The following is a 26,671-nucleotide window of genomic DNA, read 5'->3' as shown; positions in this document are numbered from 1 at the left end:
TGACTTCTGTGACAGACTTAGGCCCTGTGCCGTCTTCCCCCTCAAAAACCCTGTTGGTGCTGGGCAGCACCGGAAAACTTGGGCGGTTGCTGCGGGCGTGCCTGGCGGCCTCTCCAGAGTTGCTCGCTGGCTGGCAGGTTGTTTGGTGTGGGCGGAAAGCAGACACGGGTGTGGATTGGGTTTATTCAGAAGGTCCGCCTCCAAAAGCGGATGCGGTGCTGGCGCTGTGGGGCGTGGTGCCGGGCAAAGGGGATTTGGCTGACAATATCATGCTGGCCCATAGAGCGGTTGAGATCGCCAGAGACAGCGGCGCGACGCGGGTTCTGCATTGTTCAAGCAGTGCGGTCTATGGACCAGCCAGAGAGGCGACCGAGAACAGCGCGTTGGCGCCGGTGAATGCCTATGGTGTGGCCAAGATTGAGATGGAACAGAGTCTGTTATTGGACGTTTCAGGCTCACCGCAAGAACCCGCTTCAACGGTACTGCGCATGGCAAATGTTGTTGGGGCGGACAGCTTGTTTCGCGCGATCCAAAGTGGTCAACCGGTGACACTGGATGCCTTTGACATTGGCCAGAGTCCGATCCGAAGCTACGCCACGCCCAAGGTAACCTGGCACGCGGTCGCCAGTCTGCTGTCCGCCAACACCATGCCGGACGTAGTAAACGTCGCGGCCTCCAATCCGGTCGCCATGCATGAGTTTCTTGAATCTGCCGGGTGCCCATTTGTATGGCGCCCAGCGCCAGAAACAGCGGTGGCGGAGGTGTCCATGTCGATCGGGCGGCTTCGGCGCTTGACGGGGCAAACGCTTGTGGTACCGCCTCAAGAAATGATTGCGGAATGGCGCAGGTTGACAGAGGCACAGGCATGATCGGGCACGGCACCACCTTTGGGCGGCGGATGATGGACCTTGGCTGGGTGCTGTTTCTGCTGCTGATCCTGTGGCCGTTTATGGTGATGGTCGCAGTGATGATCCTGATCCGGGACGGGCGGCCAATCCTGTATGTGTCGGAGCGCATGAAAACGCCGACGCAGGGGTTCAAACTCTACAAGTTTCGCACCATGAAAAATGTGGATCAGGACAGCGGTGTGTCCGGCGGTGACAAAGCCCATCGGATCACCAAAACCGGCAAGTTTTTACGGCGCTATCGATTGGATGAGCTGCCGCAATTGTTCAACATCCTGAAAGGCGACATCAGTTTTGTCGGCCCGCGCCCGCCGCTGCGCCGCTATGTGGAGCGGTTTCCCGCACTGTATTCGGAAGTGCTCAAAGATCGCCCCGGCGTGACCGGCTTGGCAACGTTGATTTACCATCGTACCGAAGAGCGTCTTTTGGAAGACTGCAAGACGCCGGAAGAGACCGAGGCGGTTTATGAGCGGCGTTGTGTGCCCCGCAAGGCGCGCCTGGACTTGCTCTATTCCAAGCGACGCACTTTGGGCTTTGACCAGCGGCTGACTGTGGCCACCGTGTTTCGGCGGGTGGCGCCTGTCTATCGCCCCGGTCGCAGCAAGTGGCTGCTGTAACCTGTCTTCACCTTGCTTCACCAAGCTGTGACATCCGGTTTCAAGGGATTGAGCCGGGGCCAATCTTGCGCGCAGGGTGGCGGCAAGAAGGAGTGTCGCTATGACCAGATTTCAGAACCTGAAGACCGTGGCCTTGTCCGTTTTGATCCTGTTGGGAGGATTGGCGCATGGCCATCGCGCCCATGCGATGGGCACCGATACGCTGGTGGTGGCGGGCGGCTGCTTCTGGTGTGTGGAGAGTGACTTTGAGAGCGTGCCAGGTGTGCGCGGCGTGGTCTCCGGCTATACCGGCGGGTCCACCAAGAATCCGAGCTACAAGGATGTGACCAAAGGTGGGTCCGGCCACTATGAGGCGGTGAAAATCACCTTTGATCCAGACACGGTGACCCGCGAGACACTGCTTGATTTGTTCTTCCGCTCCGTCGATCCAACCGACGCGGGTGGGCAGTTCTGTGACCGGGGCGACAGCTATCGCACCGCGATTTTTGTGGCCAATAAGGTGGAACAGGGTCTTGCAGAGAGCGCCAAAGCAAAGGCGCAGGCGCAGTTGGGACAGACCATCGTGACACCGATCCTGCGTGAAGGGAAATTCTACAAGGCCGAGGCCTATCACCAAGACTATTACAAAGGGTCCAAGATTGTGCTGACCCGCTTTGGTCCTAAGAAACAGAGTGAGGCGTATAAACGCTATCGCAAGGCCTGTGGCCGGGATGCGCGGGTGAAGGCGCTTTGGGGCTCAGACGCACCGTTTGTGGGGCACTGAGGATTGGGGGCTTTGCCCCCGTCGCCAAAGGTGACTCCCCCAGGATATTTTTGGACAGATGAAGACGAGGTGTCGCTCAGAAGCGGGCCTCGTCGACTTCTTTGAGGTCCGGGATCGCGTCTGCGGTGCCTTGACGCGTGACCATCAAGGCGCCGGCCCGCATGGCGAGCGCGATGCATTGCTCCATCGGCAGGCCGCGATCCCGCGAGGCGAGGACGTAGCCAGTAAAGGTGTCCCCTGCTCCGGTGGTGTCCACAGGAGTGACCGGCATGGCGGGGAAGTTGCGTGCGGTCCCGTTGTGGATCCAGCGGGCGCCATGAGCGCCCAGTGTGATGATGACATCGGTGACGCCCAGCGCCTCTGGCGTTTTGCCGGTGGCCTCCTCCAGCTGCGCGGCTTCGACCTCGTTGAGGATCAGGAAGTCGAGAAAGGGCAGCACAGCGGTGACCGATGCGGCATCAAACGGCGCCGCAGCATAGGCGATATAAAGATCGAGGCTGCGGGCCATCTTGGCCGTTTCCAGCTGACTTAGGGTCTCATTTTGCATCAGAAGCGTGTCGCCGGGGGAGGCCTCAGACAGGGCGCTGGCGATGGTTTGATCCGGGATTTGAAAGTTTGCGCCATTGAGCAGCACAATGCTGTTTTCACCGGCGTCATCCACATAAATTAGGGCTTGGCCCATGGGGGTGTCTGTCAGTGTCGTGATATGGCGGGTGTCCACGCCAAATTCGGTCATGCGATCGATGGCCCATTTGCCGTCTGCGCCAACGGCGCCGATATGGGCTGTATGGGCCCCGGCCCGCGCGGCGGCCACGCTCATGTTGGCACCTTTGCCCCCTAACCCACGTGTCATATCTGTGGCCGCCAGGGTTTCGCCGGGACCGGGGAGATGGGGCACGTGATAGAAGTAATCTGCGTTGATGCTGCCGAGGTTGTAGATCGCCATGGGGTCCGCTTTGCTTTGATTTTTGATCAGGTGATCAATTTTTTGACGCTTTGTCTATTGCCAATCCAGTCCTACGCGCGTTTTGCGCTTTTCGATAGGGGATGGGGTTTGCTATCTGGGGGGAACCAAACCTTGGGGGGTTCTGAGCAGTGAAAGGCGGCAAGCCGGGCGTCACGCCGATGATGGCGCAATATCTGGAGATCAAGGCGCAGTATCCGGATGCGTTGTTGTTCTACCGTATGGGCGATTTCTACGAGATGTTCTTTGACGACGCGGTGGCGGCGGCGGAGGCGTTGGATATTGCCCTGACGAAAAGGGGCAAACATGACGGCAATGACATCCCGATGTGCGGCGTGCCGCATCACGCGGCCGAAGGCTATTTCCTGACGCTCATTCGCAAGGGCTTTCGCGTCGCGGTGTGCGAACAGCTTGAGAGCCCGGCGGAGGCGAAGAAGCGCGGCTATAAGGCGGTGGTGAAACGCGATGTGGTGCGGTTGGTGACGCCGGGCACATTGACCGAAGACAGCTTGCTCGATGCGCGGCGGCACAATTTTTTGGGCGCCTATGCTGTGGTGCGCGATGAGGCGGCGCTGGCCTGGGCAGATATTTCCACGGGTGCGCTGCATGTTATGCCGATGAGCCCGGTGCGGCTGGGACCGGAGCTGGCGCGATTGGCGCCAAGTGAGCTTTTGGTCGCGGAAGGCACTGAAGCGGATCTGGGACCTGTGGTAGAAGACATGGGGGTGCCTCTGACGTCGGTGTCGCGGGGTAGTTTCGACTCTGTTTCAGCGGAAAAGCGGGTGTCTGCGCTATTTAAAGCCTCCTCACTGGAGGCCTTTGGCACGTTCTCGCGGCCGGAAGCCGGGGCGCTTGGGGCCATCGTGGATTATCTGGAGCTGACCCAGAAAGGCAAACTGCCGCTGTTGCAGCCACCGGTGCGCGAGGCGACACAGGGTGTGATGCAAATTGATGCAGCGACACGGCGAAACTTGGAGCTGACCGCCAGCCTGTCTGGTGGCCGGGCCGGATCGTTATTGGCGACGATTGACCGGACGGTCACAGCCAGCGGGGCGCGGTTGTTGGAGCAGCGGTTGTCCTCGCCGTCTCTGCGGCTGGCGAGCATTCGCGGGCGGCTGGATTCTGTGTCCTATATGGCGGAACATCGCAGCGAGGCGTCCGACTTGCGCGACGCGTTGCGCAAGGTGCCGGATTTGGATCGCGCGCTGTCTCGGCTGTCGCTGGACCGTGGCGGACCGCGGGATTTGGCGGCGGTGCGCAATGGGCTTGGACAAGCAGGCGAGTTGGCGGCGCGCGGCTATGCGGATGAGTTGCCGGAAGATTTGAGTGCGGCGCGTGCGGCGCTGGAAGGGCATGAGGAACTGCTCGACCTATTGGAAGATGCGCTGATCGCGGAGCCGCCGTTGTTGGCGCGCGACGGGGGATTTATTGCGCCGGGGTTTGATCCAGAGCTGGATGAAAGCCGGGAGTTGCGCGACGAGGGCCGTGGCGTGATTGCGGGTATGCAGGCGCAGTATTCCGAACAGACCGGCATTGCGGCGCTGAAGATCAAGCACAACAATGTGCTGGGCTATTTCATCGAAACCACTGCGAAACACGCAGATGCGATGATGTCGCCGCCTTTGTCTGAGACCTTCATCCATCGTCAAACCACGGCCAATCAGGTGCGCTTCACCACCGTGGAATTAAGCGAGATGGAGACCAAGATCCTCAACGCGGGAAACCGGGCATTGGAGATCGAAAAGCGGCTCTATGACAGCTTAAAAGGCGCGATATTGGACCGTGCGGCGCAAGTGGCGGCGGCCTCCAAAGCGCTCGCGGAATTTGATTTGGCGGCGGCGTTGGCGGAACTGGCTGCCAATGACAACTGGACACGTCCAGAGGTGAATGAGAGCCGCGATTTTGCCATCGAAGGTGGCCGGCATCCGGTGGTTGAGGCGGCGCTGCGCAAATCAGGCGATCCGTTTGTGGCCAACGATTGTGACCTGTCCGGTGGCGATGCGGCGAGCATCTGGCTTTTGACGGGTCCCAATATGGCTGGTAAATCGACCTTCCTGCGGCAGAACGCATTGATTGCGCTGTTGGCGCAGATGGGCAGCTTTGTGCCCGCCGACAGCGCGCGGATTGGGCTGGTGAGCCAGTTGTTCAGCCGTGTGGGGGCGAGTGATGACCTCGCGCGGGGGCGCTCGACCTTTATGGTGGAGATGGTGGAAACCGCCGCCATTCTTAATCAAGCGGATGACCGGGCGTTGGTCATTCTGGATGAGATTGGGCGCGGGACGGCGACCTATGACGGCTTGTCGATTGCTTGGGCGACGCTGGAACATCTGCATGATGTGAACAAGTCGCGGGCGCTCTTTGCCACGCATTATCACGAGATGACGCAGCTGGCCGGCAAGATGGCTGGCGTGGACAATGCCACCGTGGCGGTGCGTGAGTGGGAAGGCGAAGTGATTTTCCTGCATGAAGTCACGCAGGGTGCGGCGGATCGCTCTTACGGCGTGCAAGTGGCGCAGTTGGCGGGCTTGCCAGCGGCTGTGGTGGATCGGGCGCGGGTGGTGCTGGATGCGCTGGAAAAAGGCGAGCGGGAAGGTAAGGCACAGAAGGCGCTGATTGATGATCTGCCGCTGTTCGCCGTTGCACCTCCGCCTGTGGCAACGGCGACCAGCGGGCCGTCGCCGTTGCAGGAGAAGCTGGCCGATGTGTCGCCAGACACGCTTAGCCCGCGTGAGGCGTTGAACCTGATTTACGAATTGAAGGATTTGGCGGAGAGCTGAGTTCAGGCGAATTAGAGCCTATTTCTCCGCCAGCAGCGCGGTAAGATAGGCGCCATAGCCGGACTTCCCAAGCACCTCTGCGCGGGCGGCAAGCTCTGCGTCGCTGATCCAGCCTTTGCTCCAGGCGATCTCTTCGGGGCTGCCAACCTGTTGGCCCTGACGATCCGAGAGGGTGCGGACAAAGTTGCCCGCGTCCAAAAGGCTGGCGTGGGTGCCGGTGTCGAGCCAAGCATAGCCTCGGCCCATAAGTTCGACTTGAAGCGCGCCTTCGGTCAGATAGGTTTCCAGCAAAGTGGTGATTTCCAACTCGCCCCGTTCCGAAGGCGTCACGGTGCGGGCGCGATCTGGTGCGGTACCGTCGAGGAAATAGAGACCGGTGACCGCGTAAGGCGACGGGGGTTTAGCGGGTTTCTCGATGATGTGCCGCGCCGCACCGGTGGCGTCAAAATCGACCACGCCGTAGCGCTCCGGATCGGCCACGCGATAGCCAAACACGGTACCTCCCGTGGCGCGCGCATCGGCGGCGGCGAGTTGTTCCGGCAGGCCGTGGCCAAAGAAGATGTTGTCACCCAGAACCATCGCACTTGGCGCGCCGTTCAGGAAGTCTTCGGCCAAGAGATAGGCTTGAGCCAGACCGTCAGGGCTTGGCTGCTCGATGTAGGTGAGGCTGAGGCCCCACTGGCTGCCGTCGCCCAGCGTGCGCTGAAACTGGGCCTGATCCTGTGGTGTGGTGATGATGACGATCTCGCGGATGCCAGCCAGCATGAGCACCGACAAAGGGTAATAAATCATCGGCTTGTCATAGATCGGCAGCAGCTGTTTGGAGATGCCGATGGTGATCGGATACAGCCGGGAGCCGGTGCCACCGGCCAGAATGATGCCTTTGCGCGTGGTCATGAGGTGCCCTGCTCCAGTTGTGCAATCACGCGGGTGAGGCCCGCCTTCCAATCGGCAGGTGTAATGCCAAAATCCGACAGAAGCGTGGCGCAATCCAGTCGGGAATTGAGCGGGCGTTCTGCTGGGGTGGGGAAGTCTGTGCTGGGAATGTCGGTCACTGTGACCGGACGGTTGGCGATGTGAAAAATCTCGCGGGCGAAGTCGGCCCAGGTGGTGGATGGCGCGCCGCTGTAGTGGTAGGTGCCACCGGTTTTGCCGTCCATCAGGCCGCGCGCCATGGCGACCAATGTCGCAGCGATGTCGGCGGCGGAAGTCGGGCCGCCGTGCTGATCTGCCACGATGGTCAAGGCGTCACGAGTTTCGCTGAGGCGCAGCATAGTTTTCACAAAGTTGGCGCCATGGGCGGAGAACACCCAGCTGGTGCGCAGAATCACATGCGGGCCATCGGCGGCGCGCACATTGTCTTCACCCGCCAATTTGGTGCGTCCATAGATGTTGATTGGCGCAGTGGGATCATCAGGCGCGCGGGCGCCCTGTCCTGCGCCATCAAACACGTAGTCTGTGGAGATGTGCAGGAAAGGCAGACCGCGCTCTGCGGCAGCTTTGGCCATCGCGCCCGGCGCATCGGCGTTGATGGTTTGGGCTGCGTCAGCCTCTGTTTCAGCCTGATCGACAGCGGTGTATGCTGCGGCGTTGATCACGGCATCTGCATCCGTTTGCGCAATCAAGGCAGCGCAGGCTGCCGAATCCAAGAGATCCGCCTCTGCTCGGCTCAATGCTTCGATTTGAAGATCCGCGCTCGCCAGCGCTTGCAGCTCTTTTGCGACTTGACCGGTTTTGCCAAACACCAGAATTTTCATCGTTACTCTCCGCCGGTCCGTGGGCTCATGTGCCTTTGGACGTTCCCAAACGTGTCCCAACACCATCGCGCGCCTGCAAGGCCTGCCACCAATCCGGATTGTCGAGATACCATTGCACGGTTTTCTCCAAACCCTGCTGCAAGGTCACCGAGGGACGCCAGCCCAGCTCTTCGCGCAGACGCGTGGGATCAATGGCATAGCGATAGTCATGGCCGGGGCGGTCCTGCACATAGGTGATTAATCTGGAATAAGGTCGATCCGCGGGGCGCAGGCGATCCAGAATGGCGCAGATGCTTTCTACTAGGTCGATGTTGCGCGCCTCGTTTTCGCCGCCAATGTTGTAGGTCCGGCCGTTTTCACTTTGCTCCAGTACGGTGATCAGCGCGTCGGCGTGATCTTCGACATAAAGCCAATCCCGCACGTTCAAGCCCTGCCCGTAGATAGGGATGTCCTTGCCCGCGAGCGCGTTCAGGATGACGACCGGGATCAGTTTTTCCGGGAAATGGAACGGCCCGTAATTGTTGGAGCAGTTGGTGATTACGAAGGGCAATTGGTAGGTCTCGCCCCAAGCGCGCACCAAATGGTCGCTGCTGGCTTTGGAGGCGGCGTAGGGCGAGTTGGGCGCATAGGGCGTGTCCTCGGTGAACTGGCCCTCGTCCTTTAGGGTGCCGTAGACCTCATCGGTCGAGATGTGGTGGAAGCGGAAGCGTTCCGGTTTACCCTGATCTTCCCAATAATTGCGCGCCGCTTCGAGCAAGGTATAGGTGCCGGTCACATTGGTGTCGATGAACGCGCCGGGGCCGTCGATGGAGCGATCCACATGGCTTTCGGCAGCCAAATGCATGACGGCATCCGGTTTGTGTTTGTCGAAGATAGTGGCCAAAGCTGTGCCGTCGCGGATGTCAGCATGTTCAAATGCGTAGTTCGGGCTATCAGCAACCGAGGCAACGTTGTCGAGACAGGCGGCATAGGTCAGTGCGTCAAGATTGACCACCTGATGTCCACGGGCGATGGCGAGCCGCACGACGGCGGATCCAATGAAGCCTGCGCCGCCGGTTACAAGGATCTTCATGCGGCACCTTCCCATGTAAATACAGTCTCTAAGTCAGCCAAATTTGGCGCGGCAGCATCTTTGTCACTGAGCGTGCGTTGGGTGGGGTCTACCCCCCAATCAATGCCCAGCGCAGGGTCATCATGGGCAATGGCGCGGTCGCAATCCGGCGCATAATAGTCTGTGCACTTGTAGATGATTTCCGTATCTGGCTGCAGGGTCACAAACCCATGGGCGAAGCCCTCCGGCACCAGAAGTTGGCTGCCGTTTTCGGCGGTGAGTTCGGCGCTCGCCCATTGGCCGAAGGTTGGGGACCCGGCGCGAATGTCCACAGCGACATCCAGAAGCGCACCCCGTCCACAACGGACAAGTTTGGCCTGCGCATGCGGTGGTGTTTGATAGTGCAAACCACGCACGGTGCCCACTTTGGAGGAGAGCGAATGGTTGTCCTGGACAAAGTCCAGATCAATCCCGGCTTCGGCCATGCGGCGCTGGTTCCAGCTTTCGCTAAAAAAGCCGCGACTGTCGCCAAACCGATCCGGAGTGATCAGCAACACGCCGTCTAATTTTGTGGCTTCAACCTTCATGACCCGCGACCTCAAGGACTTCTGCAAACAATAAGTGAGTGCTATCAATCCCTTGTCAGCTTGTCACGTGCGCAGCACCGCGGGATTTGACAGTTGGCAGTGAAATTGGGATGTGTTGCCCCATAAGAGACCAAGTTTTTTGAGCGCGGGAAGCCCCAAACATGAAGCGACTGATTGCTGTTGTCGTCACCTACAACCGCCTCGAAAAACTGCAAGAGACTGTGGCCCGTCTGTTGGACACGCCGGTTGATGCGCTGGAGAAAGTGCTCGTGGTCAACAATGCTTCCACCGATGGCACCGGAGACTGGCTTGCGGCGCAGCGTGATCCGCGGCTGATCGTGGAGCATATGTCCGACAATTTGGGAGGCGCCGGCGGGTTTGAGCACGGCATGCGTTTGGTCACTGAAACCTGTGATCCCGACTGGATTGTGGTGATGGATGACGATGGGCGTCCGGCTGCGGGCACCTTCGAGAGGTTTCAGGACCTGGACGTCAGCCAATGGGAGGCCCTGGCAGCGGCGGTGTATTACCCAGATGGAGCGATTTGTGACATGAACCGCCCCTCCCGGAACCCGTTTTGGCACGGAAAAGTGTTCCTACGCACGTTATTTGGGCGCGGTGGGCGCGACGGGTTCCACATCACGCCGGAGGATTACCAAGGCGCGCCCAAACAGATTGATGTGTCGTCCTTTGTGGGGCTGTTTGTGTCGCGTGAGGCGGTTGCCAAAATCGGCTTCCCGGACGGGCGGTTGTTTGTTTATGGCGAAGACGGGCTATACACGCTGACGCTCAGCAAATCGGGCGGACGCATCGGCTTTATCCCGGAACTGCGGTTTGAGCATGACTGTTCCACCTTTGGCGATGACGACCGCCGGTTTCGGCCGCTTTGGAAGATCTATTATTACCACCGCAACTTGCTCATGCTGTATCGCGAAGCGTCGGGGTGGTTTTTTGTGCCGCTGTTGTTTGTGGTTTTGCCGAAATGGCTGCTGAAGACCCGCCATCACAAAGGTGAACAACGTGCCTTTTTGCGTCTGTTGAGACATGCCGTGGTCGACGGGTTGCTCCGGCGCACTTCGGTGCGCCATCCGGACGTGCTGGAGTGGGCAAAGACCGATTAGACCAGTTAGCCGTTCAGAATTTCACGGTGATACCGCACCAGAAGCACAATGCCGAAAAACAATGTGATCAGGCCAAACAGGCCAACGTAAAGCGTGTCCACATTTTCGGCGCGATAGGTGGGGTAGAACCCCGCGCGCATCGACGAAATCGAATGGGCAATTGGATTCAACCACATGAGTTTCTGGACCTTTTCCGGAAACCCATCAATCAGAAAGAAGATGCCGGACATGATGAACAGGGGACGGGTTATGATGCTCCAAACCTGTTGCCACACCGGAAACAGCCCGGAGATTGCGCAGTTGAATACACCAACGGATAGCCCGAGCAGGCAGATCATCCACACCGCGTCAAAAATGGCGCCGAAATCCAAAACCGCGCGCGTATCTGACACAATCAACACACCGGACAGCAAGCAGATCATCACAATCAGACCAGTCAGAACATTCAGCAAAAAGCGCGCCAGAACCGCGTCTACCCATGTGACTGCCGGGTACATCAACAACGTTCGGGAAAATTTGAACGACGCCATAATGTTGTTGGACAGCGACATATAAAGCGAAAACGGCAGCATACCGCAGGCGTAAAACAACAAAAAACTGGTGCCAATCGGCGGGGTTCGCATCACCAGCGAGAAGCCGATGGTCAAAATCAGAATGCCGCCCAGAGGCTCCAGGAACGCCCAGAGATAGCCTCCAGGGGAACGGCCATACCGCGTCCCCATTTCGCGCAACATCAGAGCCAAAACCGCCCGAAAGGTGCCAAATCGGGCGGCTCTCGCACGCGCTGGGCGTTGTGCCCGGGGTATTTGCGGACTGTCTGAAGCGGACATGGGGTGGATTTCCAATGCTAGCGTTTCGGAACGGAAGTATGCTAAAAACGGGCCAGATTTCAATTATGCTTTACAAAGGCACATAATGGCAGATGCATCCAAGGGGCAAGGTGCACCTAAAGCTGAGAAGAATTCTGTTTCTAAAGGTGGTCACAACACACAGAAGCAGCAAAATCCGAAAAGGGGGAAACACTCCCAAAATGCGGGCGCAGCAGCAGGTAAACCTGACAATCTGAAAGTTGTGGCCGGCGCGGCTGGCGGCAAGGGCGGGCCCAATCGGGGTGCCAATAACAAGGGCGCGGGTAAGGCTGCGAATGCCCGGACGGAAGCCTCCGCCAAACCAGCAAACGCCTCTGAAAACAACGGCTCTGCGTCTGAAAATACCGGGAACACGCAATCACAAAACTTGCCCGTACCAGCTCCAGAACCTGCTCCAACACCTGCCCCCAGGCAGGCAGAGCAACCGTCAGCGCCGCCAGTGAGGCCCCCAGCCAAACCGGCGCGTATGAGCCCACGTCATTGGGTGATCGTGGCGTCTTTTGTTGTGCTTGTGGTGTTGCCGCTCGCTGGCGTGGTTGGATACCTGTGGGGCGTCGCCAAAGACCAATATGGCTCTGTGACCGGTTTCACCGTGCGCCAGGAAGAAAGCGGCGGTGCGCAAGAAATCCTCGGCGGCCTGGCTCAACTGGCCGGGAGCAGCAGCGCCGGTGATGGCGAGATCCTTTACCAGTTTATTCTCAGCCAACGCATGGTGCGTCTGGTGGAAGAAAATGTGGGGCTGCGCGCGCATTACAGCCAATACTGGGAAGAAGATCCGGTGTTCGCGTTGTGGCCGGACGCGACCATTGAAGACCTGGAATGGTTCTGGACACGGATTGTCAAAGTTTCCCTCGACAGCGCCTCCGGTCTGATTGACGTGCAGGTTTTGGCCTTTGATGCGGAGACGGCCCACGCCATTGCATCAAACATCGTGGACCAAAGCCAAGCAATGATCAACGCGCTGAACGAAACCGCGCGTGAAGATGCCATGCGCTATGCGCGCGAAGATCTGGACGCCTCTGTTGGGCGGTTGAAAGACGCCAGAGAGGCGCTCACCGCGTTCCGGACGCGCACACGTATCGTCGACCCGGCGTCGGACATTCAGGGGCGCATGGGGGTGATGAGCAATCTCCAGCAACAACTGGCTGAAGCCTTGATTGAGTATGATTTGCTTAAAGACAGCACTTCGCCCAATGACCCGCGCCTGTCGCAAACACAGCGCAAAATCACCGCGATTCAGGACCGCATCAAGCTGGAGCGGGAGGCCTTTGCCACGGAATCTGTGGAAACCGGCGCCGGGCAGGAAGACTACCCGGATCTGATTGCCGAATATGAAGGGCTGGTGGTGGATCGAGAATTTGCCGAAGAAACTTATCGCGCGACGCTTGCTGCGGTGGATGTGGCACGGGCTAAGGCACAACGCCAAAGCCGGTATTTGGCGACCTACGTGCCCCCCACTCTGGCGGAATCCAGCGAGCACCCCAAACGGTTGACCTTGGCGTTTATTGCCGCTGTGTGTCTGTTGTTGACCTGGTCGATCTTGACGCTGGTGTATTATTCCATCCGGGATCGCAGCTAGGGCGGGGTTGGATCAATGATCCGAATTGAGAACCTGGTCAAAAGTTTCCGCGTGCGCGGGCACAGAAAGGTTGTGATCAACAATCTCAATATTGAGCTGCCAAGTGGGCGCTCCCTGGCCCTTCTGGGGCGCAACGGGGCTGGAAAATCCACCTTGCTGCAGATCATTGCCGGCACGCTGCGGCCGGACTCCGGACGGATTGTCAGTGACGGATCCATTTCCTGGCCGGTGGGGTTTGCCGGATCGTTTCACGCCAATTTGACAGGGGTGCAGAACATCCGTTTCATTGCCCGTGTCTATGGTGTGGACAGCGATGAACTGTGTGATTTTGTGCGTGATTTTTCGGAGTTGGGAAACCACTTCTACATGCCGGTACGCAGCTATTCGTCGGGGATGCGCTCACGTTTGGCATTTGGCGCTTCCATGGGCATCCACTTTGACACTTATCTTGTGGACGAGGTCACAGCGGTTGGCGATGCCTCCTTCCGCGCCAAAAGCCGCGAACTGTTTAAGGAACGCATGAAAACATCCAGCGCAATTTTGGTGAGCCACGACATGGGGCAAGTGAAGAACTTTTGCGATGCCGGAGTTGTGCTCGCGGATGGGCAATTGGACTATTTTGAAGACGTGCAGGAGGCAATAGACGCCCATCTGGCGCTGATTGCCCGCCATCGCAAACGCTAGCAGATGATGCGATACCTTCATGCGGTGGAGCGGCTTTTCGATTGCGCCCGCCTCAAAAACCTGTCCATGGTATAACTGTTTCGAGCACAAAAATTACCTAATGAACTGACTATGGCGAAGACGATTTACATCCATATTGGCCACTACAAAACCGGTACCACGGCTTTGCAGGTCTTTATGAACAGCAACCGCGACACCCTGCGTGAACTCGGGACGTTATGGCGCAAGGGCGTGGACTACCCCGAGCAATTTTGTGACTTAGCCAAACACACAAAGTTGGCTTTTTCTATCTACCGCGAGGCCGGGGTTTCGACCCTGTTGTACGGGTTCCAAAACGAGGTTCCGGCGAAGACACGCTGGGCGGAGTTCTTTGAGTACGTGCGCAACAGCAAATGCCCGTCGGTCTTGATCAGTTCAGAAGAGTTTATGCGTATGGGCGCCAATCCGGCAGCCTGTGACATCTTCAAGGACATCATCGCCCCGGTCAGAAATGAATTTAATTTCAAGATCATCGCTTACCTGCGGCGGCCGGATGCACACCTTCGATCCTGGTACAATCAACTGGTGAAGCTGAAACAACCGGTGCCGGATTTCAACAGCACCGTTTGTGATTTGATGGAGCCCATTCACTACGACTACAGTTTGGCGCTGAAGCCCTGGATTGAGCTGTTTGGCGAAAAATCGGTTGTGGTGCGGCCCTATACCGAAGCGCTGCGCGAAAACGGGGAGCTGTTCCGGGATTTTCTTGGCATCCTGGGCATCCCGTTTGACGGCAAGAACGCCAGCCGGTGGGATGTGCCTGGCAACGGGATCAATCTGAGACTGGAAGACCGCTTTCTGGAGCTCACACGGGTCGCACAAAACGTTGGTATGAAACCCGAACGGGTTGAACTGATGCGGGAACGCTTTGCCAAACAGCTGGATGCGCATCAGCCGCGAGAGGACCGCGCCACCGGGTTTGACCAGGTGGTCGAAACCGCTCGCGGTGGCCTGGAAGCGCTCAAGACCAATCCGCAGACCGCCGGGCTGGCCACCTTATATGCAGATCACCTCCCGGATGGCGACACAGCGGATAGGGCGGAGATGTTGAGCCTTGTGCAAATGTTGTTGCAGGAAAATACCGTTCTGCGAAACCGGCTCAATGCAACGTCCCTCGAGCTTAAAAACCGGCTGTCCGCCATCGAAGACCACCTTGGCATTTCAAAACCGGGCTCGCAGTGAAAATTCTCTTTTACAATTGGGTCGACTATCTGGACGCGGAAAACCGCGGCGGTGGCGTATCAATCTATCAGCGCAACGTCATGAAAGCGCTGGCGCAGAGGCCCGATGTGGACGTGAGCTTTCTCACGTCTGGATTATCCCACGATCTGCCTGCCAGGCAGCCGCGCTGGGAAGCCTTGCGGCATGGAAGAGATCGGAGCCGGCAAAACCACTTCGAACTGGTGAATTCCGGTGTTCTTGCGCCGGCGCATCATTGTTTCGGCGACCCAGCACAAACGGACCACCCGGCAACAACAGACTGCTTTTTCGATTTTATCGAGCGGACTGGTCCTTACGATGTGATCCACTTCAACAATCTTGAAGGACTCCCGGTGTCGGCGTTGTCATTGAAACAACGCTGGCCACAGACCAAAGTGGTTTTCTCGCTGCACAATTACTATCCTTTCTGCCCTCAGGTGAACTTTTGGTTTCAGGAGAAAGAGACATGCGACGACTTTGACGGTGGCGCCAAATGTTCCAACTGTTTGACTGGGGGGCATAATCCGCACCACATCAAACTGGCAAATGGCCTCGCGTACCGGCTGAAACGGAGCGGGCTGGAACCGGGCAGCCGTCGGTTTCACTACAGCTTTGTCTGGACCATGCGGATCGGACGGCGCGCGGTGGGATTGCAGCGGCGATTGAAGGCCCTTTTTCGCGGCAAGGACAACGCCATGCCCGGCAACGGATCGGCCCCGAAAGTTGCGACCAAGAGATTTGCCAACCGGCGCGATGTGATGGTGAAAACCATCAATGAAAACTGTGATCTGGTGCTTTGCGTCTCCGATGCCGTGCGGCAAATTGCGGTTCAGTACGGGCTGCGGCCCGACCTTTGCGCCACGAGCTATATCGGCACCCAGCAAGCCGAAGCTTATACGCGCACCGAGCCAAGGCAGAGTATTTTGCGCGAAGACGGCACGGTCAGCCTGGGGTTTCTCGGTTATATGCGGCGCGACAAAGGGTTCATGTTTTTGTTGGAGGCCCTTGAGACCTTGCCAGCAGAACTCGCCAAACGGGTGCGTTTCACTGCCGCCGCCCGCAAAGGGGACGAGACCACCATGGCGCGGCTGAAGGCGTTGCAGGGGCAGCTGGCCGAGGTCACCCATGTGGATGGCTATTCGCATGATGATCTGGAAGCACTTTTGGCGGGCATCGATGTGGGAGTTGTGCCGGTGCTTTGGCACGACAACCTGCCGCAAGTGGCCATCGAGCTGCACAGCCGCCATATTCCGCTGCTCACCGCCGACATGGGCGGGGCGCAGGAGTTGGGCAACTGCCCGGAGATGGTGTTCCGCGCAGGGGATGTGGCGGCGTTCCACGCTCGGATCGCGGCAATCCTAAATGGAGAGGTTGATATGGACGCCTATTGGCAGTCCGCACGGGCACCAACCACTATGGACAGCCATATCAACGAGCTTTTGGCGCATTATTCAGGTGAAACAGAGTCGCCAAGCGCGTCTTCGTCACACGGCTGAATGAGCAAAAACCGATTTGGCAAAATCTGTTTCTGTCCACGGCAGTGAGATGTCGCGGTCATAAATCACGCTGCGCCCTTCGGACGCCAAGGCCAAGTATTTTTGATACTCTTCAGCATTGTTGAAATGCTGGCGCCGCGCCACCTCGGTTTCAGCTTTGCGACGGAAATCCGAGTTGTATTTGAAATGCGCAAAGATCAGTTCACGCGTAGACAGGCGCGCATCGCCAACGTAGTGCATGCCTGCTGAGAGGCGCATCCAGGGTTGATAGCGCAGCAAGGCCAGCTTCTGGGCAACAAACAAGTTGGGGCGGGAGCCCGGGATCAGACGGTGGCGCAGCGCACTGGTCCAGGTGGATTGATCCGAAAACGGGCCAAACGCCGGGATGTTGGTCAGGAAGGGGCGACGGTCGCAATAGCCGGCCTCATCAAAGGGATTTTGCTGAAAGCTGGCATCTTCCAACGGCCCTTTGGGATACATGTCGAGCATGAACACCCGCGCGGCTTCCGCATCTGCGAAGGCAGGGTCAGATAGCAAATCAGGCAGGGTTTGGGTCTGTTTCTCTTGCCACACAAGCAACTCATCCGCGTCCGCGACAAGGCTCCATTTGTTGACGCGATACGCCGACAAAAGCGCCTGTTGCCACGCCACGCCATAGCGAGACACGCTGTAGTCGGTGTCCACAGAGAACACTGCCACATCAGGCTGCTCCGCCAGGAACTCCAGCGTGCCATCATCGGACGCATTGTCGGCAATCAGAAAGGATCCGACGCCAAGGTTGCGATAGTGTGCCAGGAAGTGTGGCAGCATGAACATCTCGTTGCGCATACAGGCCACCACAGCAACATCCGCCTCACGGGCCTGATCCAATCGGCTAGCGGGCGAGATTAACTCCAGCGCATTGCTTTGATAGCCCAGCCGGGCTTTCTGATAGCTGGGCCAGATCTTTTTCGGCGTCAGCACGGGTTGGGTCAAACGGTCAACCGCGTCCTGATGGCCTTCTGAAGTGTCCATATGCACAAGATGCACCGGCGCGGTTAGACTGCTGTCAAACCCGTTCTGCCAAGAAGCGACAGGGATGGCGTCACTGTGGGTGCGACGGCGCACTGTCACGGTGTAGTCCTCATCCGCCACTGAGATACCGCGTAACGCCAGCAAATCCCCGAGCAACTTGTCTTCCATAAAGGACAACTGGATCAGTTCCTGTCCAGCGGCGGACTTGGCTGCGGATAGGGCGGCCCGCATGGCACGGCGGCTCAGCGCATAACCGGACCCACCGTCGGCGTAAGTTGACGGTTCTGGCGACTTGTCCAACGCCATGCGACCCCGGAGTGATGTTGATTTCTGCTGGTGCCAAACCCGATCCAGCTGACCCACCGTGCGGGTGAGCTTGCGGCCGAAATAGTCAAACTTGCGGTAGGTTAGAGACTGAAAGAACAGTGGGGCATTGAGGAAGCAATCATCATCCACTTTCACCATATGCGCAAAACTGGTGTTGTCATGCACCCATTGGATGGCTGCAAGGGTCTTCTGCGGGAGGCCTTCGTAATTGTCCGGTGCATCAAGATGCAGCACGTCGCCGCGGCGTTCCCCGTCTCCGTCTCCCACAACCACCACATAGGGCACACCGAGGCCGTCCAACAGGCGCAGCCAGCCCGCACGCAGCGGTGGAATACGGCTGTCCAGGTAAGGTTTGCAAGAGAACAGCGTGACGATGCTGTCATAGAGCGGTGAGCCGATCAGGTCGCTGGTGTTGGTGGACTGAAGATCCCACGCGGCGGCAAAGGGCAATTCTGCGATATGTTGAACAAGCGCCCACACCTGCGTGTCACGCTGCAAAGCCACCAGCGCCATCAGCACCGGTGTGCTGGACTTCAGCGCGTACTGGTCTGGCCCGCTCAAGGTCTTGAGGTGATCTTCTAACTGGTGGGCAATGCGCATGCCCAGCGCGGTGTGTGCAGTAGATTTGCCAAAATGCCTGATCAGGATCAGACACAGCGCGACGCCCAAAAAGTTTGAGCGCCGTTGGCCCAGAACGCAGCAACGCGCAATCAGATCATCCAAGGCCTGCGGGTCTACGGCGCCCTCAGGTGCCTCCAGAATTTTGGCAATGTCGATTGCCGCTTGATGCTGGTCTGGCAACAGGCGGGACCGCGCCTGATGTTGGGACACTTTGGGAATGTATTTGCGCACCTTTTCTGACAGCGCGGCATCGCCTGCCGCAGCGCCGGGGCAAGCCATAAAACGCAGTGCCGCCTCGCCAGGATCCCAATGGGTGTCTTCCAGAGCGGCCACATCTGGAGCAGTGTTGTCCGGCGTTGGAACGCCGGAAGGCCCAAACAGCTCGCGCCGCACCCGTGGGGCATCGCGGTTTTTGGCGCGGTCAAAATACAGGAGACCTTCGTAGGTGGACTTTGCATCCGCCTCATGGGCCAGCACGTTGGTGAAGTGGGCAAAGGCGTGATGCAACCCTTCGGGAATTTGGCCATTGTTGCACTGCGCAAGCTCTGTCCAGAACAGGCGCGACAGACCGTAGTTGCGCACACAGAAACGCATCACCCGTTGGCTTTGCCGCGCGCCCAGGGCCTCATGATGCAGCGCCAACTCGACGGCCGTCAAAGTGAGTTCCCGGCAATGCGCGCGCTCCCAATAATTTGGGGTGCGTTTGGAGATGAACATGTCAAAGAGAAACACAACATGCGCCCGCTGGCGTGGGGTGAGAGCGTCCGAGTGTAGCGCGTGGCGCACCACCCAAGCCACTGTCGAGGTGACCATCCAGTCGGGGTGTGGTTTGACCAACGACCGGAAGGTTTCCAGCAGCGCGTCGATGTCGCCTTGCAGAAACAGGAATGGCAACACGGCGGTGTCGTTCCAGACATGGCCGTTGGGGGCATAGGGCTGCACGCCGGCGGCCTGCGCCAAAGCAAAAAAGGCCGTGAAGTCCTGATCCTCTCGGGCAAAGACCTCGCCCAAAACCAGATAGACCTCCTGCGCCGCATAAGCGGAGATCGGCATCTGCGCCACCACGTCCAGCAAAGACGGAGCACCCGAGGCGATGCTGTCTCCGACACAGGTCAACGCAGCGTCAATTTCCTGCGCGATCGGGTCCACTTTCATAGGAGTCGATTGGCGCGACGCATCGGGGGTGTCCTTCGCCTTATCCGACGGGCTCGACAGAAGCTCTTGCAAGCCAAAATGCGCCGCGTAGCGCTGTGCTGAATTCCGGGCGGCAGGGCTGAGCATATCGAAGAGATTGGCATGCCCAATGTGTTCCAAAGCGGTCAGCACCAAGATGGTGTCCACGCACCCCGGTTTGTGCTGCAAAAGCGCGTCTAGATAGGCAGCCATTTCATCACGTGAGATGTGAAGAGGCGCTCCCACCGCTTCGCCAGAGGTCCGTTCCAGCTGCATCACCAACCCGGACTGCCCCTGAGCCAGAACATCGCGCCACAGGTGCGCGGGCAACAGTGCGCGCAGGCTTGTGGTGCCTTGCGTTGTGACCGGGATGAGATGACCCGTGGTCAGCCCTCTTATGTGGTGGGTTTCGGGGTTCCGGGCGGCGTGCAGAGTCAACCTTGGATCAAACGACAGGGTTGAGGTTGGCTGCACAGGTACCAAATCCACGGGCCGCAGGTTGCCTTGCAACTCGATATGGGTCAGCCCAAGCGCGCCGTTTTCGGACGAAGGGAAACGCGCGTCGATCTGCACCTCGCACACCGACACATCATCCACAGTTAGACGCACACGACGACCGGACAAGGCGACGTGAATGTTGAGCAAAGGCCGATCAAAGGGAAGTGACCAGGATTGCTCTGCGCCCCAACCATCATTGTTCTGGTGATTGAACACCACGCAGCGTTCTTTTTTCCGGAAAGACAGATGCACAGGCACCGTCAGACCGTCCGCTTGCAGAAAATTTATGTTGGCGAAATCCGTTTCAGCAAAATCTGCGATGACGCTGAAACTGCTAGTGGCTTCGGCTGGAAAGTGCAGAATTGGGCTGTGTTCGTCTCGGGATTTGCGGATATTCACACGCACATCCAGGTCGGATTGGCGGGCCAGAAGAGGGCGGGAGCGCGCGCGTCGCAGCAAAGCCGCTACGTTTCCGATCGGGTCAAACATCCGAGCCCGGACATCCGAGAACGGTGGGTCAAAGCTGGCTTCCTGAGGGGTCACCCCTTGAAGACCGCGCCGCGCCGCACTTTGCGTCAGTGCCAGTTCGCTCGCTCTGGCACGCGCGCCGCCCGCGCTGTCCGTCAACCGTTGTTCAGAGTGCACCGCGCGGTCAAACAGGCGCCGCTGCCACCCGGTAGGCAGTTCATCCTGAACCCGTTTTGGCAGCGCGTGCACCAGGATGTCGTGACCTTTGCCAATCGCCCCCGCATCATCCGCGGGCAAGATACGGGACGACAGTGTGATCGATGCCCAGGGGTCATAGACAACGCGCGGGGCTAGGACTGCGGCGGCAAGCTGAAATGCCCAACTGGCGCGGGGTGATTTGGTATAACCCAGGCCATGTTCCAGCAAAAACTGCCGGTCAAACATGCGCGCGGACAGCTCCGGCAGGAGCGTTAGCGCGGCGGCGCCGTCGATGTTCAGCAGGCCCTTTTCCAGCGCGGCGGTGCCAAATGGGCGACGGTCCGCAAATCCCGTGCAATACTCCGGGCGGTCTGAGGGGGAGGCCCCCGGCAACAAATAAGCAGACAACCCAACTTGGGCGTCGTGGCGCAGCATTTGCTCCACCATCTGATGCAATGCGGCCGGCTCCAGGGTGGTCCCGGCACGCAACACCGAGACAAAGCGGCCTTGGGCGGCCTGCCAGACATCGGTGGAAGAGGTCTGGCTCAAGTCAAACACCTGCGTCTTCGGGTGTTGTTTGGCCAGCGCGCGTGCCACTGGCTTTGAGCGGCCCAACAAGAAGATCTCGAAACCCGGCCCCATCAAAGCGCCCACGCTTGCCAATGTGGTTTGCAGAGCCGCCTCTCCACCTTTTTGACACTCGATACAGATTGTCAGAGGCAGCTCACCGTCCATTTCCATCGCCCAACTCAGGGAAATGTCACTGTCCCAGTCTGGCGTATAGCTGAGGCCGTCGCGCTGCAAAAAGCGGGCGGACTCCTCAGCAAAACGGGCCCGCCGGGCCGGGTTGCGCAGACTTAAGCTGCGCTCAAACAAAAGGCGGCTGGCGAGCTTTTCATAGGCATCGCGCGCGCCGTCAAAGGGGCCCAGTTCCATAATGCCACGCAAACGGTGCAAGACGTCCATCTGTTCAAACACCCGGTCGCTGTCAGACGTGGTGATCTGCCCCTCTCGCCCACGTGTTTGCAGATAGAGTGGACGCGGCAGATGCAACAGATGGTCCGTTTGCGCCGCTGCACGCTGAAAAAAGCTGTGGTCCTCAAACCAGGTGCCTTCGTCATAGCGCAAGCCATCGATCAGGCTGCGCCGATAGAGCTTGTTCCAGGCCGAGGGAAAATGCGGGATCACCTGCTGCCAATTGTCAAAGGAGTAGCGATGCCACACAGGTGTCTCATGAAACTCCGCCGCACCGTGAATGGCGGAATGTACGGTGAAATTGCCATCGGGGAAGCACGATTTGACAGCGCAGGCGACCCAGTCACACCCGGTGCTCTGCAAAGCACCATAAAGCTGTTCGAGAAACTCCGGGGCGATGCGGTCGTCACTGTCGACAAAAGAAATGACGTCTGCACGGGCCAGATCAAGCCCGGTATTGCGCGCACCTGACAGGCCCCGGTTGGGCTGCGACACAAAACGGAACCGTGTGTCCGTGGCACAAAAGGCGGCGGCCAGCTCCCCACTGTCGTCAGTGGAGCCGTCATCCACCACAATGACTTCAAAGTCCGTCATGGTTTGCGTCTGGATGCTCTGCAAACAGGCGCGCACATGGGCAGACACGTTGTAGACCGGCACAATGACCGACACGGCAGGAAGTTCTAGTGGGTCGCGAGGTGAGGCAAGGGACATAAAATCAATGATACGTAAGAAAGCTCCTAGTGTTGTTCCCCACACCGGCGGCCGGGTAAAGAGCCAGAACCGCATTTTGCATCAAAATCGCCTGTTGCCACGAGCAGGTGTTGTGAATTCGCCGCGCGTTCGCAAGCGGGCTCTGGCGCACACCTCAAAAACCCGAACTCTGGTCGTGGCAATTGGGGGCCACACCACTTGTTTGCAAAAGCAGTGTAAAATTTCTTGCCGGTGAATTGTTTCGTGTCACCAGACCTTTTAGTGCTAAGGCAGATTTGAGCAGAGATTGGACTTTTCATGAGCATCGTCATTGTTGGTGCGGGATTTTCGGGCGCGGTTATCGGGCGCAGGCTGGCAGACGCAGGCTATCGGGTTGATGTGCTGGACAGCCGCGACCACATTGCCGGCAACTGTCACACCCATCGGTGTCCGGACACAGGTGTGATGGTGCATGCCTATGGGCCGCATATCTTCCACACAGACATCCAGAAAGTCTGGGACTATGTCACCGGGTTTGCGGAATTCATGCCCTATCGCAATCAGGTGAAATCGACCGTGGGAGACGCGGTCTATTCGCTGCCGATCAATCTGCACACCATCAACCAGTTTTTTGGCAAAACCTTCCGTCCGGACGAGGCGCGCGCCTTTATCGAATCCACCCAGGCGGACACCAGCATCACGGACCCGCAAAGCTTTGAAGAGCAGGCGCTGCGATTTGTGGGGCCCGCGCTCTATGAGGCGTTTTTTAAGGGCTACACGGAAAAGCAATGGGGCTGTGCGCCGACTGAACTGCCGGCCTCGATCCTGAAACGCCTGCCATTACGGTTCAACTACAACGACAACTATTTTGCCCATAAATACCAAGGCATCCCCAAGGAGGGATACACCAACCTGATTGGCAATATTCTTGATCACCCCAACATCGACGTGCATCTGAACACGCCGTTTTCAAACGCCCATGCATCGCGGGCGGACCACGTGTTCTGGTCCGGTCCCCTGGACGGATATTTTGGCGAAAAGCTTGGGCGGCTGGGCTATCGAACGCTGGATTTTGAACGCTTCACCAGCGACGGGGATTGGCAGGGCTGTGCCGTCATGAACTATGGCGACCCGGATGTGCCTTATACACGGATCACCGAGCACAAGCATTTTGCCCCCTGGGAAAGTCATGACAGCACCGTGTGTTACCGCGAGTATTCGCGCGCCTGCGGGGCGGATGATATTCCGTATTACCCCATTCGTCTGGTCGAAGAGAAAGCGCTGTTGTCACAATATGAAGCCATGGCACAGGCAGAAGAGGGCGTGACATTTGTCGGTCGCCTGGGCACCTACCGCTATCTGGATATGGATGTGACCATTGCCGAGGCGATGGTCCACGCGGAGACGTTTTTGTCCCGTCGCGGTACAGCTGCGTCGTAGTCCTGCCTCCCAATTAAAAAAGGCTGCCCAAAATACAGGCAGCCTTTTGACAGTGGTTCAGGACCGAGCCGCTTACATGGCGTAGCTGGCCAGCGTCGGCGCTTGCGCCACCTCCCCCTCTCCGTCAGGCAAAACAAACAAACGCAAGTCGTGCAGTGTGACGTTGAAGTTTGAGGACGGCAGGGCCAGCACAAGGGTGTGGTAGCCTTCTTCGCCGGACACCGCATCCACGTGGGACACTTTGTGCAGTAAAGTTTGAATGCTGCGCTCTTTTGAGCCAACCAGGACTTCGGTCAACGGGGTGTCCGAGATGTTTTCGCCCCGCGAAGTACGAATAAACAAAGGAAATTTTTCGCCGGCACCACCGGTGATGTCCACAACAACGCCAATCAGATCCCCTGCCGACACGCTGCCGCTTTCCAAGGCAACGTTGAACGAATTCCACTGCGGTTTGCCGCTGATTTGCGCATTCAGCTGCAAGAGCGTGCCTTCTTCAGACGCGACCCCCAAATCCACATTTTCGACCTGTTCGTCCCAGCTGAAATAGCATCCGGGCACAATATGCCCCTCGTTTTCGACCGGATCCGTCAGGGTTGCATCACGCAACTGCGCAAGCACTTCACTGGCACGGACCTCTATTGAATATGCCATAGCCTCAGAAATCTCCAAAAAATTCTCTTACCCAATGTAGCCTTTCAGGCATAACCCGACTATTGAACGAATAACTATACGATTGTCGAGGCTGAGGCATGAGATTATTGGGGTTTTTGCCTGCTCTGCCACCGACTAGACGAATATTGATCGATATGGTTTTTATTTCAGAGAGTGGCTGCGAAGCCGACACAAAATATTTTAGGATTAGTAGATGTCCGCCAAGCCTGTGACGACCTCCCCCAAAACAAGCCCTGACGCCAGCCTCGTGTCGATTGCATTTGACGCCGACATGCAGGCCAGCGCCGCACCGGTCATTGCAACCCTTGAGGCCGCGGGGGACACGCTGGACCTAAAGGTTGTGGAAGGTTTGGAAGAGGGGCTCACCCACAGCAAAGAGGGGCTCTTGGTGGCTTTGGTTCCGCCAGCGGAACATGTTGTGGCCAATGCACTGTCCAAGGGGCTGTCGCCAACGGAGGCGCTAGAGGCATGGCAGGACTATGCGGCGGTTATAATCAAACGCCACCGCTATTACCGCACCCGCACCCTGTTTCTGGATGCACGCTATTTTGACGCGCACCCAAAGAAGGCCGTTAAGGCACTACAAGAGGCCCTTCAGGTCAAGCTTTCTGCAGCCTCCGTCGCGGAAACGTCCCTTTCTGTCAAACTGGACCCTCTGTTCGAGCTGATTGCACTGGGCTTGCTACGCAGCGACCCTTCGGCTGAAAAATTGCGCAGTTTTGTGGAAGGCACGGACGCCTGTGATGCTACGGACCGCTGGGAGGACCGCGGAACCGGGCTGATCGAAGAGCGGCAAATTTTGCGCGACAGTCTGGACATTGCACAGACACAAATTGGCGCGAGCGGCCAGGACGACGAAGCGGGTGCCTCTCGCGAAGATCGACTGGAGATGGAATGCCAGTTGCTGAGTGAAGATATTGATCACATGCAGCAACGCTTGGAGCGGGAAATCGCAAACACCAAGATGCTGCAATTGTCCAAAGACGCCGCAGAGAAAAAACTCGCCAAAATGGCAGGTCAGATCCAACAGCGCGAAGTTGTGCTTGCCAAAGCTTTGCTGGCGGAAGGCCGGCGACACGATGCGATTTTGACATCGCTGCGAGCAGAACAGGCAGAGCTGCTTGGTCGCCGCGACCAGCTCGAACAGGAAGTGGCCGAGCGGCAGGCGGAGCTGCAGCGGGTCTATGCTTCCAAATCCTGGCGTGTCACGGAACCAATCCGTGCCCTGCGGCGTTCCTCTTCTGATTCCTGACCCGCGATGAGCTGGCTTTTTATTGATGCGCAACACGGGTTGTGTAACCGGCTGCGCGCGATGGCCTCTGCCGCATCCATTGCACAGCACACGGGACGTGAGCTCGCGGTTATCTGGCGCAAGGACAAGCATTGCCAGGCCGGACTGTTGGATCTGATCTCCTATGACGGCGTGCTGATCGAAGATGACACCGCTGATGTCATGCGACGTCATGCGGCGGTGGAATACAACTATATGGAAGTGGAAGCCGGGTCCTGTTTCGAGACGCCAATCCTAGAAGATCCTGCGCGCCTTCAAGGGCAAGACGTCTACATCCGATCTGCTTACTCCCTGCAGGGACCCCATGTTCATTTTGAGGATGAGCAAAAGTTTCTGCGCAGTTTAGAAGTGGCGGAGGCCGTACAATCCTTGATTGCCTCCGTGCGCCACCCCAACCGGCTGGCTGCACACATCCGGTCATCATCTGGAGCGGGCTTTGAGCATTTGCCTTACGAAGCCGCCGACAACTGGCCTCAAGAGCGCCATGCCGAACTCACAAGCTGGCGCAAAAAAAGCCAACCGGAACGGTTCATGGCTCGAATCGACCAACTGCTGGAAGAAGGTGCCGCAGAGACCATTTTTCTGGCTGCGGACAGCGCTCAGACCTACGCGACATTTCACGAAAAATACGGGGACCGCATGGCCTGGTTGAAACGCGATCTTTTTGATCGATCAGAGCGACAAATGCAGTACGCTTTGGCCGACTTGATTTTGCTCACCTCCGCGGACCGGTTTTTAGCCAGCACGTATAGCTCATTTTCCGATATTGCTCAGCGGCTTGCGCCTTGGGGACGCCCTTGCGAAAAAAGCGGCATCGATTTCTAAGTCAAAACAAAACCGCCCATTTCTTGGGCAAACCCACCTTCCAAGCTCACAGACACACGAAAACGCTATA

20 protein-coding genes are annotated in these 26,671 nt (G+C 58.1%); 12 read left to right on the top strand and 8 right to left on the bottom strand.

The genetic code is table 11. The annotated features are described in order from the left end of the window. Positions 1-26: 26 nt before the first annotated feature. The 3 genes from SIB92_RS15760 to msrA all read left to right on the top strand — a co-directional run bounded on the left by SIB92_RS15760 (position 27) and on the right by msrA (position 2,285). A complete protein-coding gene (locus tag SIB92_RS15760) occupies positions 27-869 on the top strand; it encodes an NAD-dependent epimerase/dehydratase family protein (RefSeq protein WP_412552937.1) in 843 nt (280 codons plus the stop codon). Continuing rightward, positions 866-1,522 carry a sugar transferase gene (locus SIB92_RS15755; protein WP_412552936.1) on the top strand — a complete coding sequence of 219 codons (657 nt, stop codon included), beginning with the start codon at positions 866-868 and terminating at the stop codon, positions 1,520-1,522. Before SIB92_RS15760 ends, SIB92_RS15755 begins: the two co-directional genes overlap by 4 nt. 100 nt (positions 1,523-1,622) lie before the next feature. Then, a complete protein-coding gene (msrA, locus tag SIB92_RS15750) occupies positions 1,623-2,285 on the top strand; it encodes a peptide-methionine (S)-S-oxide reductase MsrA (protein ID WP_294118073.1) in 663 nt (220 codons plus the stop codon). A 76-nt stretch (positions 2,286-2,361) separates the two neighbouring features. Here msrA and SIB92_RS15745 read toward each other — a convergent pair whose 3' ends face one another. Further along, on the bottom strand, positions 2,362-3,231 hold the full coding sequence (locus SIB92_RS15745; protein WP_412552935.1) for a ribokinase: 870 nt from the start codon (positions 3,229-3,231) through the stop codon (positions 2,362-2,364). 179 nt (positions 3,232-3,410) lie between these two features. On the opposite strand from SIB92_RS15745, the gene mutS reads away from it, so the two are divergent. Next, positions 3,411-6,026, top strand: a complete 2,616-nt coding sequence (gene mutS, locus SIB92_RS15740) for a DNA mismatch repair protein MutS (RefSeq protein ID WP_412555851.1) — start codon at positions 3,411-3,413, stop codon at positions 6,024-6,026. Between the two features lie 18 nt (positions 6,027-6,044). Here mutS and rfbA read toward each other — a convergent pair whose 3' ends face one another. Genes rfbA through rfbC form a run of 4 tightly spaced genes read right to left on the bottom strand, consistent with a single transcriptional unit; the run spans position 6,045 to position 9,421 of the window. Then, entirely contained in the window at positions 6,045-6,923 is an 879-nt protein-coding gene (rfbA, locus tag SIB92_RS15735; protein WP_412552934.1) for a glucose-1-phosphate thymidylyltransferase RfbA, read from the bottom strand. Beyond that, on the bottom strand, positions 6,920-7,783 hold the full coding sequence (rfbD, locus tag SIB92_RS15730) for a dTDP-4-dehydrorhamnose reductase (protein ID WP_412552933.1): 864 nt from the start codon (positions 7,781-7,783) through the stop codon (positions 6,920-6,922). The genes rfbA and rfbD overlap by 4 nt, the downstream gene beginning before the upstream one ends. Positions 7,784-7,808: 25 nt before the next feature. Further along, a complete protein-coding gene (gene rfbB, locus SIB92_RS15725; protein WP_412552932.1) occupies positions 7,809-8,855 on the bottom strand; it encodes a dTDP-glucose 4,6-dehydratase in 1,047 nt (348 codons plus the stop codon). Further along, positions 8,852-9,421: a dTDP-4-dehydrorhamnose 3,5-epimerase gene (rfbC, locus tag SIB92_RS15720; RefSeq protein WP_412552931.1), complete on the bottom strand. Its 570-nt coding sequence runs from the start codon at positions 9,419-9,421 to the stop codon at positions 8,852-8,854. The genes rfbB and rfbC overlap by 4 nt, the downstream gene beginning before the upstream one ends. A 161-nt stretch (positions 9,422-9,582) precedes the next feature. On the opposite strand from rfbC, the gene SIB92_RS15715 reads away from it, so the two are divergent. Beyond that, on the top strand, positions 9,583-10,542 hold the full coding sequence (locus SIB92_RS15715) for a glycosyltransferase (RefSeq protein WP_412552930.1): 960 nt from the start codon (positions 9,583-9,585) through the stop codon (positions 10,540-10,542). A gap of 5 nt (positions 10,543-10,547) precedes the next feature. On the opposite strand, the gene SIB92_RS15710 is transcribed toward SIB92_RS15715, so the two are convergent. Next, positions 10,548-11,276, bottom strand: a complete 729-nt coding sequence (locus SIB92_RS15710) for an ABC transporter permease (protein ID WP_412552929.1) — start codon at positions 11,274-11,276, stop codon at positions 10,548-10,550. Between the two features lie 601 nt (positions 11,277-11,877). Here SIB92_RS15710 and SIB92_RS15705 point away from each other — a divergent pair. The 4 genes from SIB92_RS15705 (at position 11,878) to SIB92_RS15690 (ending at position 16,409) form a co-directional block, all read left to right on the top strand. After that, positions 11,878-12,990 (top strand): sugar transporter, encoded by a 1,113-nt coding sequence (locus SIB92_RS15705; RefSeq protein WP_412552928.1) that lies wholly within the window; start codon positions 11,878-11,880, stop codon positions 12,988-12,990. Between the two features lie 15 nt (positions 12,991-13,005). Next, positions 13,006-13,674 (top strand): ABC transporter ATP-binding protein, encoded by a 669-nt coding sequence (locus tag SIB92_RS15700; RefSeq protein WP_412552927.1) that lies wholly within the window; start codon positions 13,006-13,008, stop codon positions 13,672-13,674. A 111-nt stretch (positions 13,675-13,785) separates the two neighbouring features. Further along, positions 13,786-14,895, top strand: coding sequence for a hypothetical protein (locus tag SIB92_RS15695; protein WP_412552926.1), 1,110 nt, complete (start codon positions 13,786-13,788; stop codon positions 14,893-14,895). Continuing rightward, positions 14,892-16,409, top strand: coding sequence for a glycosyltransferase (locus tag SIB92_RS15690; protein WP_412552925.1), 1,518 nt, complete (start codon positions 14,892-14,894; stop codon positions 16,407-16,409). Before SIB92_RS15695 ends, SIB92_RS15690 begins: the two co-directional genes overlap by 4 nt. Here the strand turns inward: SIB92_RS15690 and SIB92_RS15685 are convergent. Next, positions 16,398-22,352: a glycosyltransferase gene (locus tag SIB92_RS15685; protein ID WP_412552924.1), complete on the bottom strand. Its 5,955-nt coding sequence runs from the start codon at positions 22,350-22,352 to the stop codon at positions 16,398-16,400. The genes SIB92_RS15690 and SIB92_RS15685 overlap by 12 nt on opposite strands. Before the next feature lie 339 nt (positions 22,353-22,691). On the opposite strand from SIB92_RS15685, the gene glf reads away from it, so the two are divergent. Next, complete coding sequence (glf, locus tag SIB92_RS15680) at positions 22,692-23,813, top strand: UDP-galactopyranose mutase (RefSeq protein ID WP_412552923.1); 1,122 nt, start codon at positions 22,692-22,694, stop codon at positions 23,811-23,813. A gap of 72 nt (positions 23,814-23,885) precedes the next feature. Here the strand turns inward: glf and SIB92_RS15675 are convergent, their stop codons facing one another. Beyond that, positions 23,886-24,464, bottom strand: a complete 579-nt coding sequence (locus tag SIB92_RS15675) for a hypothetical protein (protein ID WP_412552922.1) — start codon at positions 24,462-24,464, stop codon at positions 23,886-23,888. A gap of 214 nt (positions 24,465-24,678) precedes the next feature. Between SIB92_RS15675 and SIB92_RS15670 the strand changes: the two genes are divergently transcribed. Both SIB92_RS15670 and SIB92_RS15665 read left to right on the top strand, forming a co-directional pair. Next, entirely contained in the window at positions 24,679-25,737 is a 1,059-nt protein-coding gene (locus tag SIB92_RS15670; RefSeq protein WP_412552921.1) for a hypothetical protein, read from the top strand. 6 nt (positions 25,738-25,743) lie between these two features. Then, positions 25,744-26,601: a hypothetical protein gene (locus tag SIB92_RS15665; RefSeq protein WP_412552920.1), complete on the top strand. Its 858-nt coding sequence runs from the start codon at positions 25,744-25,746 to the stop codon at positions 26,599-26,601. The last annotated feature ends 70 nt before the right edge of the window (positions 26,602-26,671 follow it).

This window comes from Shimia sp. MIT1388, assembly GCF_047124445.1.
Taxonomy (GTDB): Bacteria; Pseudomonadota; Alphaproteobacteria; order Rhodobacterales; family Rhodobacteraceae; genus Shimia.
Note: the sequence above shows the minus strand (reverse complement) of the source record. Positions and strands in the feature narration are given on the sequence as shown.